Source organism: Streptosporangium sp. NPDC001681 (genome assembly GCF_040298085.1).
Classification (GTDB): Bacteria; Actinomycetota; Actinomycetes; order Streptosporangiales; family Streptosporangiaceae; genus Streptosporangium.
Genome location: NZ_JBEOZN010000004.1, coordinates 1 through 18,173 on the forward strand (window position 1 = coordinate 1; position 18,173 = coordinate 18,173).

The following is an 18,173-nucleotide window of genomic DNA, read 5'->3' on the forward strand; positions in this document are numbered from 1 at the left end:
GAACCAAGGTTCCGTACGACCCACGACCGTGATCTGGTCAGCCCATGCAGTGATACACCTTGCGCAGGGTCTCGTGGACGATCCAGACGGTCTTGGCCCCCTCGGCGAGCAGGCAGACCGAGCCGGGGACGAGTTCGAGGGTGGTACCCCCGTCGACCTCCAGCGTGGCGCGGCCGGACAGGACCACGAACATCTCGTCACGTTCCACATCGGCCACGGTGCCCGGCGTGATCTCCCAGATGCCCCGGCTCTGCCCGCCATCCGGTGAGGACCACAGCTCGATGGACGAAACGCGCGGGGAACCCGCCAGGATCTGGTCGGGTTCCAGCTCGTCCGGTGAGAGCTGCACATCACCGGTGGGGACGGAGAACGCCCCGGCAGCGGCGGTCATCCGGGCCAGATCGGCGGGCTCTGGGATGAGAATGTCGGGCATGGGGACCTTTCAGGGGCGGGGATTGTCTCTCCGGAAGGACTCCAGCGCCAGCAGGGCGACATGGAGGGAGAGGCAGGACTCGACATCGTCCAGATCGGTGTCGAGGACGCGTTCCAACCTGTGGAGACGGTCGTAGAAGGCGGGGCGCGACAGATGCGCCCGCTGAGCGGCGAGGGCCTTGTTGCGGCCCGAGTTGAGATAGACCCGGAGGATCCTGGTGAGATCGCCGCCGCGTTGGGCGTCATGGGCGAGCAACGGGCCAAGCTCGCGTTCGGCGAAGGTCTGCAGCCGGGCGTCGTCACGCAGGAGGTGGAGCAGGCCCCGCAGACGGAGGTCGGGGAGCCGGTAGAAAGCGCGTCCGTCGGGCTGCCTGACGGCCACGTCGGCGACCTGCTCGGCCTCCAGGAAGCTTCGCCGCACGTCGCGGACCGACTCGACCACGGAACCCGCGGCGAGGACGAAGGGGGTCGTGAAGGCCGTGCGCAGGTGGTCGGCGAGTATGGTCAGCGCGGATTCGGGGAGGACGCGCGGTGGCAGGGGGAGCAGGACGCCGACCCGGTTCTGGTCCAGGGCGCCGATCAGGGCGGGAAGGCGGGCCTCTCGGCAGGCGGCGGCGGCCGCGTCGCCCAGTTCGGCGAGCTGGGCGAGTTGCTCCTGGCTGTCCATCGGCTTCTCCGCCGACTCGGCCAGGCGCAGCACCACGCTCATGAGCCTGCGACCGGTGAGCGGCACGCCGACCGCACGGGCGCGGGCCGCGGCCTCCTCGGGGTCGGCGTACGCGTGGGTCAGGATTCCGGTGATGATCGTGCCGTGTGCCTGACGCTCCAGTGACTCCTGGTGGCGTTCCAGCAGGCGGCCCAGGGCGAGGGTGGTCGCGGCGCGTTCGGCGAGCACGATGTCGTGCGGTCCTGGCTCGCCGTCACAGAGCAGGATCAGGCGGCCCCAGTCCTGGCCCCGGGCGCCGACCATGGTGACCAGCCAGCCTGAGGCCGCGTCGTAGGCGGTCCGCGGGTGGGGTGCCACCGAGCGGGAGCGCGTCTCCCAGCCGGCCAGTAGCGTGCCCGTGTCACGTCCGGCGGTGTCGCATGCCAGGACCTGGTGGGCGAGGTTCTCCAGCAGCGCGGGGCGTCCGGACAACCGGGTGACCTGGCCGAGCACCCTCGCGGGGGAGGCGCCCTCGACCGACAGCTCGGTGAAGACCTCGTGCAACTGCTTGGAGGCGCGGAGTTCCTCCAGCTGGATGTCGATGATCCGGGCGTGCACCGACTCGGTGATCTGCACGAACGGTGTCTCCATCGCCAGGGTCACCAGGGGCAGGCCGTGCACTTCGGCGGCGTTGATCACGGCACGGGGCAACTCTTTGATGAACTTGCGGCCCAGCTCCACGATCAGCCCCGACGCACCCACGGCGGCCAGCTCGGCGACATAGTCGGCGAGCTTGTCGGGGTCGTCGGGCAGGGCTATGCCGGTGGTGAGCACGAGCTCGCCTCCGCGTAGCAGGTGGGCGATATCGGTGACCTCGCCCACGTGCACCCAGCGCACCCGGCTGTCCAGTCGGTCAGCTCCCGCTACGACCTGTGGATTGCCCCGGCGAACGGTGTCCAGGGCGAGGACGTCGGCGACTGTAGGGAGCACACACAGAGAGTATCTGATCAGAATGTAAGTACGCGTGGTCCCCCTTTTACATGCTGTTTACCTGCCATCCGTGTACCTGCGGTATCGGGCCCGCGGTGTCGTCTTCACAGGGTTAGGAGGTGATCGCTAATGGATGCCCGGCCGCGGGGGCGGTGTCGCGCCGGGGTCCGCCGAGGCCGGTGCCGGTGCCGAGGCCGCGCGGTTCAGGCGGGCCTCCAGGCCGTCGAGGAGGCAGGTCAGGCCGAACTCGAAGTTGAGCGCCCTGGTGGTCTCGACGTCGATCTCCCTGAACTCGGCGTAGCGGGCGGCCAGTCCGGGGTGGCCTGCCGCGGCCTTCTCCACCGCCGGCTGGAGGGCCGCGTTCAGCTCGTTGGAGTCAAGGCCGGTCCGCTCCATCATGGTCCGCCAGGAGATTTCGGGCAGGGTGACCCCGGACACGTAGGCCATGAGCGTCGAGGCGGCGTAGTCCTGGTCGAGGCCACGGAACCCGGCGTGGTCGAAGGTGGTGACGAGCCGGGTCATCAGCAGTATCGCGTTGGGGCCGATACCGGGGATGGTCCCGATGAGGTTGGTCGCCCAGGGGTGCCTGAAGAGCACCTGGCGCATGCTGTACGCGAAGGAGGCGGCGGAGTTGCGCCAGGTGGTCTCCTGGACGTCCAGGACCGTCAGCTCGCCGTAGACCTCGTCGAGGACCAGCTCCAGCAGCTCGTCCTTGTTGGCCACGTGCCAGTAGATACTGGTGGCCCCCGAGCCGAGTCTGGCGCCCAGGCGGCGCATGCTCAGTGCGTCCAGCCCCTCGGCGTCGAGCAGTGCCATCGCCTCGCGCACGATCTGCGCGCGATCGAGCCCCGGACTCTTGGCGGTGCGCGGCTCGCGCGTCCAGACGGAGCTGAAGTGCTGTTTCACGCTCCAAGCATAAATCCGATAGTACACCGTGCGAGCTTGTCGTACAGTGTGCGAGTGGAATCGAACACTGTACGAGTCGAACGCGATCCGAGGCGCTGGTGGATCCTCGGAGTACTCTGTCTGAGCCTGCTGGTCCTGGTGGTGGACAACACGGTCCTGAATCTGGCCATCCCGGCGTTGATGGTCGACCTGGGAGCCACCCCCGCGGACATCCAATGGATCATCGATGCCTATGTCCTGGTCTTCGCCGGGTTGCTGCTCACCTCGGGCAGCCTGTCGGACCGTTATGGCCGTAAGCGTTTCCTGGTCATCGGCCTGCTGCTGTTCGGCGGTGCCTCGCTGATCGCCGTGCTGGTCACCGAGCCCTGGCAGCTGATCGGTGCCCGCGCGCTGATGGGCGTCGGCGGCTCCCTCCTGATGCCGAGCACCCTGTCGATCCTGATCACCGTCTTCGACGAGGAGGAGCGCCGCAAGGCGATCGCCGCGTGGAGCGCGGTGGCCATGGTCGGTGTGATCGCCGGTCCCACGCTGGGCGGTTTCCTGCTGGAACACTACTGGTGGGGATCGATCTTCCTGCTCAACGCGCCCGTCGCGATCGTCGCCGTCGTCGCGGCGGTGCTGCTGATGCCCGAGTCACGTGGTCCGGCGAGAAAACTCGACCCGCTCGGCGTGGTGCTGTCCACGGTCGGCATGAGCGCCCTGGTCTACGTGGTCATCTCCGCCCCGACGGCGGGCTGGACCTCGGTGGAGTCGCTGGTCGCCGCCGGTGTGGCGGTGGTCGCGCTGGGGGCGTTCGTGATCTGGGAGCTCAGGTTGGACCATCCGATGCTCCCGCTGGAGCTGTTTCGCAACCGGAACTTCAGCGGTGCCTCGTTCTCGATCGTGCTGATGTCGTTCGGCACGGGCGCGCTGCTGCTGATGCTGACCCAGTACCTGCAGTTCGTGCTGGGCTACGGTCCCATGCGAGCCGGTCTCGCGCTGCTGCCGTACGCCGTGGCCGCCGCGCTGTTCAACGGGGTCGGTGCCGGGCTGGGGCGGAAGGTCAGCAACCGGGTGCTGGTCGCCGTCGGCCTCGCCGTGATGGCGTCCGGCTTCGGGGTGCTCACCTTCATGACCGCCGACACCGGGTACGGCATGTTGATCTCCGGTCTCATGCTCATGGGGATCGGCGGCGGCCTGGCGGGTCCCGCGGCCTACGCGACGCTGATGGGCGCGGTGCCGCCCGCGCACGCCGGTGTCGGGTCGGCGCTCAACGACACGGTCCAGCAGGTCGGCATGGCGCTGAGCATCGCCGTGCTGGGCAGCGTGCTGGCCGGGGTTTACACCTCGTCGATGCCCGTGGACGCCCCGGCCGGCGCCAGGGAGTCGATCGGAGCGGCGCTGCGGCTGGGGGATCCGGGGGTGATCGAGACCGCGCGCGAGGCGTTCGTCTCCGCCATGTCGTTCGGCTCCTGGGTGGGAATCGCCTTCACGCTGGCCGCCGCCACGCTGGCGTTCCTGGTGCTGCGGCCCGCGCCCGTGGGCACGGCCGCCTCGGACGCCGACCTGGTGAAGACCGAGGGCTGAGGTTCTCCGGCGCGCCGGGCCGCCGGCCGATCCGCCCGGACGGATCGGCTGGGCGGATCGGCACGCCGGCATGGGCGTACCGACCTGACAGTGTGCTGGGTTTGGCGACTATATGCCGACATGTTGCCGGTATGAGGAGGGGGCCCCGAGCGGTGATACTCGATGTATGTCGGACCTCCTTGCGCGCCATCGCGCGGTAATGCCCAACTGGCTGGCTCTCTACTACGACGAGCCCATCGAGATCGTCTCAGGCAAGGGCAACCGGGTAGTCGACGCGTCGGGCAAGACCTACCTCGACTTCTTCGCGGGCATTCTGACCAACATGATCGGGTACGACGTGCCCGAGGTGCGGGAGGCCGTGGAGCGGCAGCTCGCCACCGGTGTCGTGCACACCTCCACGGTCTACCTGCTGCGCGGTCAGGTCGAGCTGGCCGAGAAGATCGCCAGGCTCTCCGGTATCCAGGACGCGAAGGTCTTCTTCACCAACTCCGGCACCGAGGCCAACGAGGCCGCGCTGCTGCTGGCGACCTACGCGCGCAAGTCCGACCAGGTGCTCGCCATGCGGCAGAGCTACCACGGCCGCTCCTTCGGCACGATCGGCGTCACGGGCAACCGTTCCTGGAAGAACAACTCGCTGTCGCCGCTGAACGTGCACTTCCTGCACGGAGCCGACCGGCACCTCGCCCAGTTCCGCGGCCTGTCCGACGCCGGCTACATCGAGGCCTGCGTCGACGACCTGCGCCACGTGCTCTCCACGGCCGTCTCCAACGACGTGGCGGCACTGATCGCCGAGCCGATCCAGGGCGTGGGCGGCTTCACCATGGCCCCCGACGGGCTGTTCGCCGCCTATCAGGAGGTCCTCGACTCCGAGGGGATCCTGTTCATCTCCGACGAGGTGCAGACCGGCTGGGGCCGTACCGGCTCGGCCTTCTTCGGCATCCAGAACCACGGTGTCACGCCCGACATGATGACCTTCGCCAAGGGGCTGGGCAACGGCTTCGCGGTGGGTGGCGTCGTCGCCCGGGGTGACCTGATGGACAACCTCCACGCCGTCGGGCTGGCCACCTTCGGCGGCAACCCGATCTCCATGGCCGCGGCCAACGCCACCCTGGACTACGTCCTCGACCACGACCTGCAGGCCGCCGCGGCCAGGACCGGCGCCCTGATCATCGACGGGCTCCGCGAGGCCGCGCCGCGCCTGCCGATCGTCGGCGACGTCCGCGGCAGGGGCCTGATGTTCGCCGTCGAGCTGGTCGACCCGGCGACGGGCGAACCCTCCCCGGCGCTCGCCAACCGGTTCATGGAGGAGAGCAGGAAGGCCGGCCTGCTGGCGGGCAAGGGCGGGTTGCGGGGCAACGTGCTCCGCATGGCCCCGCCGCTCACCCTGACCATGGAGGAGGCCGCCGAGGGCCTCGGAATCATCGTCGGTGTGCTCGAAACCGTCAACGCCGAGGTCGCCTCGTGAAGAACGTCACTCACTGGATCAACGGAGCCCTCGTCGAGGGCTCCGGCCGCACCTCCGAGATCTTCAACCCGGCGACCGGAGAGGTCACCGGGCAGGTCCAGCTGGCCTCGGTGGAGGAGGTGGACGCGGCCGTGGCCGCCGCCGTCGCGGCCTGGCCCGCCTGGCGGGACGCCTCGCTGGTCAAGCGCTCGCAGGTGCTGTTTCGTTTCCGCGAGCTGATGTACGCCCACCGCGACGAGCTGGCCCGGCTCATCTCGGCCGAGCACGGCAAGGTCCACTCCGACGCGCTCGGCGAGGTCGCCCGCGGCCTGGAGGTCGTGGAGTTCGCCTGCGGTATCCCGCACCTGCTCAAGGGCGGCTTCTCCGAGGGCGTCTCCACCCGGGTCGACTCCTACTCGATCCGGCAGCCGCTGGGCGTCGTCGCCGGGATCACCCCGTTCAACTTCCCGGCCATGGTGCCGATGTGGATGTTCCCGATCGCGATCGCCGCGGGCAACGCCTTCATCCTCAAACCGTCGGAGAAGGACCCCTCGGCCTCGCTGCTGATGGCCTCGCTGTGGAAGGAGGCCGGGCTGCCCGACGGCGTCTTCGGCGTCGTCCAGGGCGACAAGACGGCGGTGGACCGGCTGCTGGAGCACCCGCACGTGCGCGCGGTCTCGTTCGTCGGGTCCACGCCCATCGCCCGCTACGTCTATGAGAGCGCCACCCGTCACGGCAAGCGGGTCCAGGCGCTCGGCGGCGCCAAGAACCACATGCTGGTGCTGCCCGACGCCGACCTGGACCTGGTCGCCGACGCCGCGGTCTCGGCGGGTTTCGGCTCGGCCGGTGAGCGCTGCATGGCGATCTCCGTCGTGCTGGCCGTGGACCCGGTCGGCGACGAGCTGGTCGACAGGATCGTCTCCCGGGTCGCGGAGCTGACCGTCGGCCCCGGCGACGATCCCGCCGCGCAGATGGGGCCCCTGGTCACCGAGGCCCATCGCGACAAGGTCGCCTCCTATCTGGAGCTGGGCGTCGCCGAGGGGGCGAAGCTCGTCGTGGACGGCCGCCGGACCCCGGTCCTGGGCGGTGGGGCGGCCGAGGAGAGCCCTGGTTTCTGGCTGGGGCCCACGGTGCTCGACCATGTGCCCGCCGGCTCGCGGGTCCATACCGAGGAGATCTTCGGTCCGGTCCTGGCGATCGTGCGGGTCTCCTCCTATGAGGAGGGCCTGGAGCTGATCAACGGTGGTGAGTTCGGCAACGGTACCGCGGTCTTCACCAACGACGGCGGCGCGGCCCGGCGTTTCCAGAACGAGGTCGAGGTCGGCATGGTCGGTATCAACGTGCCGATCCCGGTGCCGATGGCCTTCTACAGCTTCGGTGGCTGGAAGTCCTCGCTCTTCGGTGACACCCATGTCCACGGGAGCGAGGGTGTGCACTTCTACACCCGGGGCAAGGTCGTCACCTCCCGCTGGCTCGACCCGAGCCACGGCGGCGTCAACCTCGGCTTCCCCACCAACGGCTAGTGGTCCCGCATCGGACATCGAGCGGGAGGTTCCCGGTAGGGAGCAGGCGCCCCGACCAGGGAGAAGGAGGCGCCCCACCCACTGGCCCCTGAACCGTGAGGCCCGCGTCCCTCCTGCCGGGACGCGGGCCTCACGTGTGCTCTGACACCTCTGCCACGGGGCGGGGCCCGCCCACGCCTGGCCGGTGGGAACCGGGCACACAACCCAACGGACCGCGGGAGGCCGAGGATGGCCGGTAGGCTCCCGGGCAGATCGGTGGCGACGTCGGGAGGAAACCTCGTGGGCCTCGTGGGCAGGGACAGGCTCCGTCGCGCGCGTCTCGGGGCAGTGCTGGGGGCGGGCGGCCTGGCGCTCGCCACCCTGGCCCAGGCGGGGGCCGCGAGCGCGGCCCAGCCGGTGCGGAGCTCCACGCCCGTCGCGGCGCCCGGCTCCGAGCCCGGAGCCACCTCCAGCCCGGCGCCGTCGGCGTCCATCGGCAAGGGCGAGGGCATGCTCCAGGTGCTCACGTTCCAGGGGTACGTCGAGTACGGCGCGGTCAGCTCGCGGGTCAACTGGCTGACACCCTTCGAGCGGGAGAGCGGCTGCGTCGTCAAGCTCGACCGGGTCAGGACGAGCGAGGAGATGGCCGCCAGGTTCGCCCGGGGCGGCTACGACGTGCTCTCGGCCGCCCCCGACCTGGCCGGTCTGCTGGTGGAGCAGGGGAAGGTCGCGCCGCTCGACACCGCGCTGGTCGCCGACTACCGGCGGATTCCCAAGCGCCTGCGCGAGCTGCCCGGTCTGCGTGAGGACGGCAAGGTCTACGGCATTCCCTACCTGTGGGGGGTGAACCGGGTGGTCCGCGAAGGGGACGGGCCGCGGGGGCCCCTCGCCCTCTACGGGGCGGCTCCGGCGGCGATCAGGAACAGCCCGCTGAGCATCGCCGACGCCGCGCTCGCCCTCAAGGGGACGCGCCCCCAGTTGAAGATCAAGAATCCGTTCCAGCTCACCCCCGCCCAGCTCGACGCCGCGATGAAGCTCCTCGCCGAGGGCGACGGCCACGACCGGGTTTACTGGGACGGCTCGCTCGACCTGGTCAGGGCACTGTCGGCGGAGCGGGTGCGGATCGCCCAGGTCCTGCCCTACCACCTCGACCTCTTCCAGCGCGCGGGCCGGTCGATGAAGGTGCTGAAGGGAGGCCCGGCGACAGGGTGGGTCGACTCGTGGATGCTCGCGGCCAAGCCGGCCAGCCCGAACTGCGCCTACCGGTGGCTGAACTGGATGAGCTCGGCGCGGGCGCAGCGCCCCGCCGCGGCCTGGACCGGCCTCGCCCCGGCCAATCCGGAGGCGTGCGGCGGGCGCGCCCGCCGGATGTGCGAGGCCTACCACGTGCGTGACGACCGCCGGCTGCGCGACGTCCTCTTCGCCGCCCGCCCGGCGAGGGACTGCGGCGGCCTGGGCGGGGAGTGCACCGACTACGCCGACTGGGCGGAGCGCTGGAAGAGCCTCCGAGCATCCTCGGAGCCTGGAAAGCCCCGGATCTCCGACTGAGGCCGCACCCGGTCGCCCCCTCGCCGGGAAAGGGAGGCTCCGCGATGTTCCCTCTACCCTGCTATGTCTGCGCTCTCGGCGAGAAGCTACGTTTTTCGTTGCTCTGATCGTTTTCGACGATGGATTCAGTGGGAAAATCATGCTCTTAATATCGACTGGTCGACCAGTCAGTGGGTAGGCTAGTCGCCATGAGAATCCTTCTTGTTGGAGCGGGCGGCGTTGGCTCCGCCGTCGTCCCGATCGCCGCACGCCGAGATTTCTTCGAACACATCGTGGTCGCCGACTCTCAACAGGACCGGGCCGCCGCCGTGGTGGCCAGGATCGGGGACCCGCGTTTCAGCGCCATCGGGCTGGACGCCTCCGACCGGGTGGCGGTCGAGGCCGCCCTCGCCGAGCACCGCTGCGACGTGCTCTTCAACGCGGTGGACCCCCGCTTCACCATGTCCCTGTTCGAGGCGGCGCTCAACGCCGGAGCCCACTACCTCGACATGGCGATGTCGCTGTCACGCCCCCATCCCCGCAGACCGTACGAGCTGACCGGGGTGAAGCTCGGCGACGAGCAGTTCGCCCTCGGCGAGGCGTGGCGGGAGCGGGGCGGGCTGGCGTTGGTCGGCATGGGCGTGGAACCTGGGCTGGCCGACGTCTTCGCGCGCTACGCCGCCGAGCACCTCTTCGAGAGCATCGAGGAGATCGGTATCCGCGACGGCTCCAACCTGGTGGTCGAGGGCTATGACTTCGCGCCGACCTTCTCCATCTGGACGACCATCGAGGAGTGCCTCAACCCGCCGGTGGTCTGGGAGGACGGTGACTGGCACACCACCGAGCCGTTCAGCGAGCCCGAGGTCTTCGACTTCCCCGAGGGGATCGGGCCCGTCGAGTGCGTCAATGTCGAGCACGAGGAGGTGCTCCTCGTACCGCGCTACATCGACGCCAGGCGGGTGACGTTCAAGTACGGTCTCGGCGAGGAGTTCATCGGAGTCCTGAAGACCCTGCACAAGCTGGGCCTGGACAAGGCGGGCAAGATCAAGGTGGGTGGTGTCGAGACCTCGCCGCGCGACGTGGTCGCGGCCAGCCTCCCCGACCCGGCCACGCTCGGTGACCGGATGCGGGGCAAGACCTGCGCCGGAACCTGGGTGAAGGGCGTGGGCAAGGACGGGCGGCCGCGCGAGGTCTACCTCTACCACGTGGTCGACAACGAGTGGTCGATGCGGGAGTACGGCTGCCAGGCCGTGGTCTGGCAGACGGCGGTGCACCCGGTGGTCGCCCTGGAGTTGCTGGCCACCGGCGCCTGGTCGGGCACCGGGGTGCTCGGCCCCGAGGCGTTCGACGCGGTGCCCTTCCTGGAACTGCTCAACGCCTACGGCTCGCCGTGGGGCATGCGCGACCAGACCACCCCGGCTCTCCTGTCGGCCTGACGCGCCGCGCCCTCCGGCGAGCCGTTACCGTTCCGCCTGCGCCAGCCGGGCGGCCCGGGTCTCCAGGTAGCGCTGTTCGGGAAGGCTGGTGGTACGGCGCGCGGCCTCGCGGTAGCCGGCGCGGGCGGCCTCACGGTCACCGGCCGTCTCCAGCAGGTGCGCGCGCACCGCGTGCAGGCGGTGGTGCCCGGCCACCCGCTCGTCGGCCTCCAGGCCCCCGAGCAGGTCGAGTCCGGCCCGCGGGCCCTTCACCATCGCGAGCGCGACGGCGTGGTTGAGCGTGACCATCGGGTTGGGGGCCAGGCGTTCGAGCAGCCTGTACAGCGCGAGGATCTGCGGCCAGTCCGTCTCCTCGGCGCAGGTCGCCTCGGCGTGCACCGCGGCGATCGCCGCCTGGAGCTGGTAAGGGCCGAGAGGTGCCCAGGCCAGCACGTCCGTGATGAGCGCGACCCCCTCGGCGGTGGCCTCCCCGTTCCAGCGGCTCCGGTCCTGCTCGGCGAGCGGTATCAGTGAGCCACCGGGCCCGGTGCGGGCCGGTCGCCGGGCATCGGTGAGCACCATGAGGGCGAGCAGTCCGGCCACCTCGCCGTCTCCGGGCAGCAGCCCGCGGACCATGCGGGCGAGCCGGATCGCCTCCCCGGCCAGCTCGGGGCGTTGCAGGTCGGGTCCCGAGGTGGCCGTGTAGCCCTCGTTGAAGATCAGGTACAGCACGTGCAGGACCACTCGCAGCCGCTCGGCCCGCTCCGGCTCGGGAGGCGGTGTGAAGGGAATGCCCGTGCTCCTGATCCGCTGCTTGGCCCGGCTGATGCGCTGGGCCATGGTCGCCTCGGGGACGAGGAACGCGTGGGCGATCTGCGCCGTGGTCAGACCGCCGACCGCGCGCAGGGTGAGCGCGACCTGCGAGGCAGGGGAGAGCGCGGGGTGGCAGCACAGGAACAGCAGGGTCAGGGTGTCGTCCTGCCCGCCTGCCCGCTCGGCGTCGGCGGCGGGCGAGCGGAACTCGTCCGCGGGCGTCCGCGTCGCGACCAGGGTCTCCCTGCGGGTGCGCGCGTACTCGCTGCGCAGCTCGTCGGTCAGCCGGCGGGAGGCGACCGTGATCAGCCAGCCGCGGGGATTGTCCGGTACGCCCTCGCCGGGCCACTGCAGGGTGGCGGCCAGCAACGCCTCCTGCACCGCGTCCTCGCACGCGTCGAAGTGACCGTGGCGCCGGACGAGCGCGCCGAGGACCTGCGGCGCGAGCTCGCGCAGCAGGTCCTCGGTTCCACCGGCAAGGGTCACGCCTCGGTACCGGCCGTGCTCATGATCGGCCGTACCTCCACCGCGCACAGCCGGGCGTCCGGCCAGCGTCTGGCGATCTCGGCCGCCCGCTCGGGGCTCTCGCAGTCGATCACGCAGTATCCGGCCAGGTGCTCCTTGGCCTCAAGGAACGGCCCGTCCGTGGTCGCCGGCACGCCGTCGCGCATCCGCGCGGTCCTGGTCTGCGAAGGGTCGGCCAGCGCCTCCCCGCCGACCCACTCGCCGGAGTCGGTGAGCTCCTTCATGAGGGCGCCGGCCTCGCCCATTATCCCGTCGACCTCCTGCGGGGACAGGGTCTCCCAGGTCGCGGGGTTGCTGTAGATCAGCAGCATGTACTTCACGCTCTCGCTCCTCGTGCTCGCGGCGCCCGGCGCGGGTGCCTCTCACGGTCAGGTCGGAGCGGGTGGTCCGGTCTCGACATCCATCCGCAAGGAAAAGTGGCGCCCGCACCTCCGTGGCCGCGAGCACCGGGCCGTACGGCGGCCTGACCTCGTGCACGGGCGCGCTCCGATGCTGGAGAAGCTACCCGAACGGCGCACGCCTCGGGACGGTGCGGGGTCGGAGGTCTAGGAGAAGGCCACGTGGCGAGGGAGGGAGTGGGCGTCGTCCTGTTGCGGCAGCAGTGCCTCCGCGCACTCGGGGCAGGCGAAGAGGGCGTTGCCGTCCGGAAGGCGGCCGATCCTGATGCGCGGGCGGGGCCACTTCTTGTGACAGGCCACGCAGGCGTCGCCCTCACGCTGGGTGCGGGTCAGCCCCTCGGGGTCGAAGGTCATCGTGCCGTGTGCCGTTCCGGCCGGCCGCCAACTCATCTTGAATTCCTCCAGCGTGGAGACCCCTGGTTCTCTCCCGCGGCTCGGCCGTGGGGAGGATGTCGACACGTTTCCTGTGGTGATCGAGCACTTTCATATCGGAACTGTTATAACGCGATCACAGTCCGTGACCGTTGTGGTAGGTGTCAAGTGGTGGTTAAATCACGGCCTACATGCAGGCCGTATAACGGCAAATAGGGCACTCAGCATCAAGCCGGGTGCCCTATTTAGTGGTATCTAAACCGTCAGACCTCGCTTATGGCTTTCTCCAGGATGGTGAGCCCCTCCTCCAGGAGGTGGTCGGGGATGACCAGCGGCGGCAGGAAGCGCAGCACGTTGCCGTAGGTGCCCGCGGTCAGCACGAGCAGGCCCTCGGCGTGGCACCTCCTGGCGATCTCGCCCGCCGCCGTGGGGTGCGGGTCCTTGGTGCCGGGAACCACCAGCTCGATGGCGATCATGGCCCCCCGGCCGCGTACGTCGCCGATCACCGGGTTCCGCTCCGCCATGGCGCGCAGCCGGGGGAGCATGGTCTCGCCGATGCGGCGGGCCTTTCCGGTCAGGTCGTCGGCCTCGATGGTCTCCAGCACGCCCAGTGCCGCCTCGCAGGCGAGCGGGTTACCGCCGTAGGTGCCGCCCAGACCGCCCACGTGAACCCTGTCGAGGAGATCGGCCCGGCCGGTGACCGCGGACAGCGGGAGGCCGCCCGCGATGCCCTTGGCGGTGACGATGATGTCGGGCACGATGCCCTCGTCCTCGCAGGCGAACAGGTCGCCGGTACGGGAGAAACCGGTCTGCACCTCGTCGGCGATGAAGACGATGCCGTTCTCCCGGCAGAACTCCGCGATCCTCGGCAGGAAGCCCTTGGCGGGCTCGATGAAGCCGCCCTCGCCCGCGATCGGCTCGATCACCACGGCGGCGACGTTCTCCGCGCCGATCTGCTTGGTGATCTGGTCGATCGCCTGGGCGGCGGCCTCCTCGGCGCAGTTCTCCGGGCCCGAGGGCCAGCGGAACGGGTAGGCCAGCGGCACCCGGTAGACCTCGGGTGCGAACGGGCCGAAGCCGTGCTTGTACGGCATGTTCTTGGCGGTCAGCGTCATCGTCAGCAGGGTCCGGCCGTGGTAGCCGTGGTCGAAGACGACGACCGCCTGGCGGCCGGTGGCCTGGCGGGCGACCTTGACCGCGTTCTCCACGGCCTCGGCGCCGCTGTTGAGCAGGAAGGTGCGCTTCTCGTGGTCGCCGGGGGTGATCTCGTTGAGCTTCTCGGCGACCTGCACGTACGACTCGTACGGCGTGATCATGAAGCAGGTGTGCGTGAAGTCGGCGACCTGCTTGCGCACCCGCTCGACGACGCGCGGAGCGGCGTTGCCGGCGTTGGTCACCGCGATGCCGGAACCGAAGTCGATCAGGGAGTTGCCGTCGGCGTCGACGACCACACCGCCTCCGGCGTGCGTCACGAAGACGGGCAGTGTGGTGCCGATGCCCGGTGGTACGGAGGCCTGTTTGCGCGCGAACAGCTCACGGGACTTCGGGCCGGGGATCTCGGTGACGATGCGGCGTTCCTGCGGAAGCGAGGGGCCGCCCTCGGTGACGGTGCTCATGATGTGAAGGTATGCGGTGGATGTCGGTGTGCCGATGAGGCACTATGTCAAAATTGACGGGGAACACTGGACGTAACGTACAAAACGGGGGTGGCTGTGGCGCCGACGCTGCGCACCGTCGTACGGCGGTCGCCGCTCGGGCTCGGCGTGCTCGCCGGTGGAGACGCGCTCGACCGGCCGGTGCGCTGGGTGGCGGTCAGCGAACTGGAGGATCCCACCCCGTTCCTTGAGGGCGGGGAACTGGTCCTCACCACGGGCATGCGCCTGGACGCCGGCAACGCCGCGTCCTACGTCGAGCGCCTGGTCGGCAGGGAGGTCGCCGGCCTCGGATTCGGCGTCGGGCTCGGGCACGAGACGATCCCCGGGGAACTGGTCGAGGCCGCCACCCGGGCGGGGCTGCCGCTGCTCGAGGTGCCGCGCGACACCCCGTTCGTCGCCATCGGCAAGGTGGTCAGCGAACTGCTCGCCGCGGAGCAGTATGACGAGCTCAGCCGTGCCTTCGCCGCCCAGGGCCGGCTCACCCGCGCCGCCCTGCGCCCGGAGGGGCCTCGCGCGGTGATCGACCGCCTGGCCCGCGAGCTGGGCGGCTGGGCGGTCCTGCTCGACGAGGCGGGGGCCGTGCGGCACGCGGCGGGCCGGGGTTCGGCCGGCGCCGCCGACGACCTCGGCCCCGAGCTGGAGCGGTTGAGAAAGATCACCAACCGTGGCGCGCCCGCGAGCGTGGCCCTCTCCTCGCCCAGGGAGCACGTCATCGTGCAGCCGTTCGGGGCCCGCCGGGTCAGGGGATTCCTCGCCGTCGGCCTCGGCCGGCCCTTCACCCCGGTCGCGCACACCGTGGTCAACGCCGCCGGTTCCCTGCTGACGCTCGCCGCCGAGCACGGCAGGGAGTACCTGGCCGCCGAGCGCCGGGTCCGCTCGGCGGTGCTGCGGCTGCTGCTGGCCGGGCAGGTGGACGCCGGGTGCGAGACGCTGGAGCGGCTGGGGGAGCGGCTTCCCGCCGGGCCGCTGGTGGCCATCGCCTGCGCCGGTGAGCGGGAGGCGGTGCTGGAGGCCGCGGGTGACGAGTTCGCGGCGGCAGACGGTGACACCGGCGGGGACACCGGCGGGGACAGGGTGGTCCTGCTCGTCCCGGCCTCGCGGGCCGATGCCGTGGCGGCGGCGCTCGGCGAGCACGGCCCCGTCGGGGTCGGCGATCCCGCCGGTCTCGACGATCTGCGTACCGGACTCGACCAGGCAGGCCAGGCGCTCGCCGCGGCCAGGCGCGGTGCCGTGCCGGTGATGCGCTTCGCCGATCTGGCGGGCCGGGGACTGCTCTGCCTGCTCGACTCCGACGCGGCGGCGGCGTTCTCCGCGGCGCTGCTCGCCCCGCTCAGGAAGTACGGCTCGCGCGCGGATCTGCTGGAGTCCCTCCGGGCCTACCTGGACTGCAACGGCCACTGGGACGCGGCGGCGCAGCGGCTCGGAGTGCACCGTCACACCCTGCGCTACCGCATGCGCCGGGTCGCCGAACTCGTCGGCCGTGACCTCGACGATCCGGCGGCCCGTGCCGAACTCTGGATCGCCCTGGCCGTCGCCGGGTGACGGGTCCGCTCGGTGAGCCGGAGCGGGGGCTCCGCCCACAAAGGGGCCGGGGAGCCGGTCACGCCCGGGAGACGTCGGCGACCAGGTAGCGGGAGATGACGGCCTGGGTGACCGTGTCGTAGGTGCTGCTGTCGCGCAGGTGCCCGGCACGTTCCAGGCTGATCGCGCCCTGGGCGGCGGCCCACACGGCGTCGGCGATCTTCCTGGGCTGGGTGGGGACGATGTACCCGGCCGAGATGCAGTCGGCGATCACCCGGTCGACGATGTTCAGCGCCGCGCGGGCCAGGGTCCTGGCCCGCTCGCTCGGTACGAAGCCGGGAATCGCGCGCTCGAACATCAGGGCGTAGTAGCCGGGCTCGTCCAGCGCGGCCTCCCGGTAGACGGGGCCGAGCGCTATGAGGTGCTCCAGGGAGTCCCTGCGCGGGGGCACGGCCTCCAGGCGCCGCCGGAAGCGCTCGAAGCCTTCCAGGTACAGAGCCTCGGCGAGGCCCTCCTTGCTGCCGAACATGGTGTAGATGACCGTTGTGGAGCACTCCGCCTCGGTGGCGATGCGGCGCATCGACAGGCTCTCGGGGCCGATGGTGACCAGCAACTGGCTGGCGACGTCGAGCAACCTGGTGCGCAGTTCGTCGTGTGAGGCCCGTTCACCGAGGAGATACGCGCCCTGAAGGCCGCGCGGCGCCGAGGAGGTCATGCGCCCACGCCCTTCCGCTCTGAGTGTTCATTCGGTGACTTAGCCATGATGAAGATCATTTAAACCGGCGCCATGTAAGGAATATCACCGAATGCCCCTCGTTTCGTTACAGGGTCGGGGTGAACGGACTATTGGCCGGAAAGGTGTACCGGTACCGGGATCTTGTGCGGAGTGGAGTAAGACCACATCGGCGCAGGTGACATAGCGTCGAGGTATGGACGTGCGCCCCTTCTGGCTCGCCGGCCGCCCCGCCACAGGCGATGCCGAGCTCACCGTGACCAATCCGCATGACGGCCGAGTCGTCGCCGTCTGCTCCGTGCCGACGGCCGACCAGGTCGAGGAGGCCGTAGCCGCCGCGGCGGCCGTGCGGAAGGAGGCGGCCGCGCTCCCGATCCACGTGCGCGCCGACGCCCTCGCGCACGTCTCGCGCCGCCTGGCCGAGCGCGCCGACGAGATCGCCCGCCTCATCAGCGAGGAGAACGGCAAGCCGATCTTCTGGGCCCGCGGCGAGGTCGGCCGTGCGATCTCCACCTTCAGGTTCGCGGCCGAGGAGACCCGTCGCCTCAGCGGCGAGACCATGCGCCTGGACACCGAGGCCGCCTCCGCGGGCCGCCTCGCCTACATCTCGCGCGTCCCGCACGGCCCGGTCCTGGGCATCACCCCGTTCAACTTCCCGCTCAACCTGGTGGCGCACAAGGTGGCCCCGGCGATCGCGGCCGGCGCCCCGATCATCGTCAAGCCCGCCCCGGCGACACCGGTCTCCTCGCTGGTCCTGGGCGAGATCCTGGCCGAGACCGACCTGCCGGAGGGGATGTTCTCGGTGCTCCCGGTGCCCAACGACCGCGCCGGAGGGCTGGTCGAGGACCCGCGCCTGCCCGTCGTCTCCTTCACCGGGTCGGCTCCCGTGGGGTACGCGATCCTGGAGACGGTCCCGCGCAAGCACGTGACCCTGGAACTCGGCGGCAACGCGGCCGCGGTGGTCCTCGCCGACGCCGACCTCGACTGGGCCGCCTCGCGGATCGCCCTGTTCTCCAACTACCAGGCCGGTCAGAGCTGCATCGCCGTGCAGAGGGTGATCGTCGAGGCGTCGGTGCACGACGACTTCGTGGCCAGGCTCGTCCCGGCCGTCGAGGCCCTGGTCGTCGGCGACCCCGCCGACGAGAAGACGCAGGTGGGCCCGCTCGTGTCCGTCGAGGCCGCGGAGCGCGTGGAACAGTGGGTCGGCGAGGCCGTCGCGGCCGGTGCCCGCCTGCTGACCGGCGGCACCCGCGACGGCGCGACCGTCGCGCCGACGGTCCTCGCCGACGTGCCGGCCGACGCCAAGGTCTCCTGCGAGGAGGTCTTCGGCCCGGTGATGATCGTCCAGACGGTGTCCGGAGTGGACGAGGCGTTCGCCACGGTCAACGATTCCAAGTACGGCCTGCAGGCCGGGGTGTTCACCCGCAGTCTCGACAATGCCTTCCGGGCCAACCGGGAGCTTGAGGTCGGCGGAGTGATCATCGGTGACGTGCCGTCGTACCGCGCCGACCAGATGCCCTACGGCGGGGTCAAGGACTCGGGCGTCGGCCGCGAGGGCATCCGCTCGGCCATCGCCGACCTCACCTACGAGAAGGTCATGGTCCTCACCGGCCTGACCCTCTGAGCCCGCCCGGTGCCCCGGTCGCGGTGTCCCGCGGCCGGTTCACCGGTGACGGCACCTCGAACCGGTCGCGGCTTCCGGTGTCAACGAGGCCCGCGCTCCTCCCC

The 18,173-nt window shown here is 70.5% G+C and carries 15 protein-coding genes; 7 read left to right on the forward strand and 8 right to left on the reverse strand.

Annotation, left to right across the window (positions count from 1 at the left end; all coding sequences use genetic code 11):
- Nucleotides 1–37 precede the first annotated feature (37 nt).
- From ABT130_RS02455 to ABT130_RS02465, 3 genes are all read right to left on the reverse strand, one after another.
- A complete protein-coding gene (locus ABT130_RS02455; RefSeq protein ID WP_350912735.1) occupies nucleotides 38–433 on the reverse strand; it encodes a cupin domain-containing protein in 396 nt (131 codons plus the stop codon).
- A 9-nt stretch (nucleotides 434–442) separates the two neighbouring features.
- Complete coding sequence (locus ABT130_RS02460) at nucleotides 443–2,068, reverse strand: PucR family transcriptional regulator (RefSeq protein ID WP_350952182.1); 1,626 nt, start codon at nucleotides 2,066–2,068, stop codon at nucleotides 443–445.
- A gap of 126 nt (nucleotides 2,069–2,194) precedes the next feature.
- Nucleotides 2,195–2,974: a TetR/AcrR family transcriptional regulator gene (locus ABT130_RS02465; RefSeq protein ID WP_350952184.1), complete on the reverse strand. Its 780-nt coding sequence runs from the start codon at nucleotides 2,972–2,974 to the stop codon at nucleotides 2,195–2,197.
- A gap of 54 nt (nucleotides 2,975–3,028) precedes the next feature.
- Here ABT130_RS02465 and ABT130_RS02470 point away from each other — a divergent pair, with 54 nt between their 5' ends.
- The 5 genes from ABT130_RS02470 (at nucleotide 3,029) to ABT130_RS02490 (ending at nucleotide 10,449) form a co-directional block, all read left to right on the forward strand.
- Nucleotides 3,029–4,540: an MFS transporter gene (locus ABT130_RS02470; protein ID WP_350952186.1), complete on the forward strand. Its 1,512-nt coding sequence runs from the start codon at nucleotides 3,029–3,031 to the stop codon at nucleotides 4,538–4,540.
- 166 nt (nucleotides 4,541–4,706) lie between these two features.
- Complete coding sequence (locus ABT130_RS02475) at nucleotides 4,707–6,005, forward strand: aspartate aminotransferase family protein (protein ID WP_350952188.1); 1,299 nt, start codon at nucleotides 4,707–4,709, stop codon at nucleotides 6,003–6,005.
- Entirely contained in the window at nucleotides 6,002–7,507 is a 1,506-nt protein-coding gene (locus ABT130_RS02480) for a CoA-acylating methylmalonate-semialdehyde dehydrogenase (protein ID WP_350952190.1), read from the forward strand. The genes ABT130_RS02475 and ABT130_RS02480 overlap by 4 nt, the downstream gene beginning before the upstream one ends.
- Before the next feature lie 228 nt (nucleotides 7,508–7,735).
- Complete coding sequence (locus tag ABT130_RS02485; protein ID WP_350952192.1) at nucleotides 7,736–9,034, forward strand: type 2 periplasmic-binding domain-containing protein; 1,299 nt, start codon at nucleotides 7,736–7,738, stop codon at nucleotides 9,032–9,034.
- Between the two features lie 188 nt (nucleotides 9,035–9,222).
- Entirely contained in the window at nucleotides 9,223–10,449 is a 1,227-nt protein-coding gene (locus tag ABT130_RS02490) for a saccharopine dehydrogenase family protein (protein WP_350952194.1), read from the forward strand.
- A gap of 24 nt (nucleotides 10,450–10,473) precedes the next feature.
- Here ABT130_RS02490 and ABT130_RS02495 read toward each other — a convergent pair whose 3' ends face one another.
- From ABT130_RS02495 to gabT, 4 genes are all read right to left on the reverse strand, one after another.
- Complete coding sequence (locus ABT130_RS02495; RefSeq protein WP_350952196.1) at nucleotides 10,474–11,727, reverse strand: RNA polymerase sigma factor; 1,254 nt, start codon at nucleotides 11,725–11,727, stop codon at nucleotides 10,474–10,476.
- On the reverse strand, nucleotides 11,724–12,077 hold the full coding sequence (locus tag ABT130_RS02500; RefSeq protein WP_350952366.1) for a YciI family protein: 354 nt from the start codon (nucleotides 12,075–12,077) through the stop codon (nucleotides 11,724–11,726). Before ABT130_RS02500 ends, ABT130_RS02495 begins: the two co-directional genes overlap by 4 nt.
- 234 nt (nucleotides 12,078–12,311) lie before the next feature.
- On the reverse strand, nucleotides 12,312–12,554 hold the full coding sequence (locus tag ABT130_RS02505) for a hypothetical protein (RefSeq protein ID WP_350952198.1): 243 nt from the start codon (nucleotides 12,552–12,554) through the stop codon (nucleotides 12,312–12,314).
- Between the two features lie 245 nt (nucleotides 12,555–12,799).
- On the reverse strand, nucleotides 12,800–14,152 hold the full coding sequence (gene gabT, locus ABT130_RS02510; protein WP_350952200.1) for a 4-aminobutyrate--2-oxoglutarate transaminase: 1,353 nt from the start codon (nucleotides 14,150–14,152) through the stop codon (nucleotides 12,800–12,802).
- A 90-nt stretch (nucleotides 14,153–14,242) separates the two neighbouring features.
- Here gabT and ABT130_RS02515 point away from each other — a divergent pair, with 90 nt between their 5' ends.
- Nucleotides 14,243–15,733: a PucR family transcriptional regulator gene (locus ABT130_RS02515; RefSeq protein ID WP_350912758.1), complete on the forward strand. Its 1,491-nt coding sequence runs from the start codon at nucleotides 14,243–14,245 to the stop codon at nucleotides 15,731–15,733.
- Nucleotides 15,734–15,791: 58 nt separating this feature from the next.
- Here the strand turns inward: ABT130_RS02515 and ABT130_RS02520 are convergent, their stop codons facing one another.
- The gene (locus ABT130_RS02520; protein ID WP_350912759.1) at nucleotides 15,792–16,427 is read right to left on the reverse strand and encodes a TetR/AcrR family transcriptional regulator; all 636 of its coding nucleotides are present in this window, start codon (nucleotides 16,425–16,427) and stop codon (nucleotides 15,792–15,794) included.
- Between the two features lie 214 nt (nucleotides 16,428–16,641).
- Here ABT130_RS02520 and ABT130_RS02525 point away from each other — a divergent pair, with 214 nt between their 5' ends.
- Nucleotides 16,642–18,069, forward strand: coding sequence for an aldehyde dehydrogenase family protein (locus ABT130_RS02525; protein WP_350912762.1), 1,428 nt, complete (start codon nucleotides 16,642–16,644; stop codon nucleotides 18,067–18,069).
- The last annotated feature ends 104 nt before the right edge of the window (nucleotides 18,070–18,173 follow it).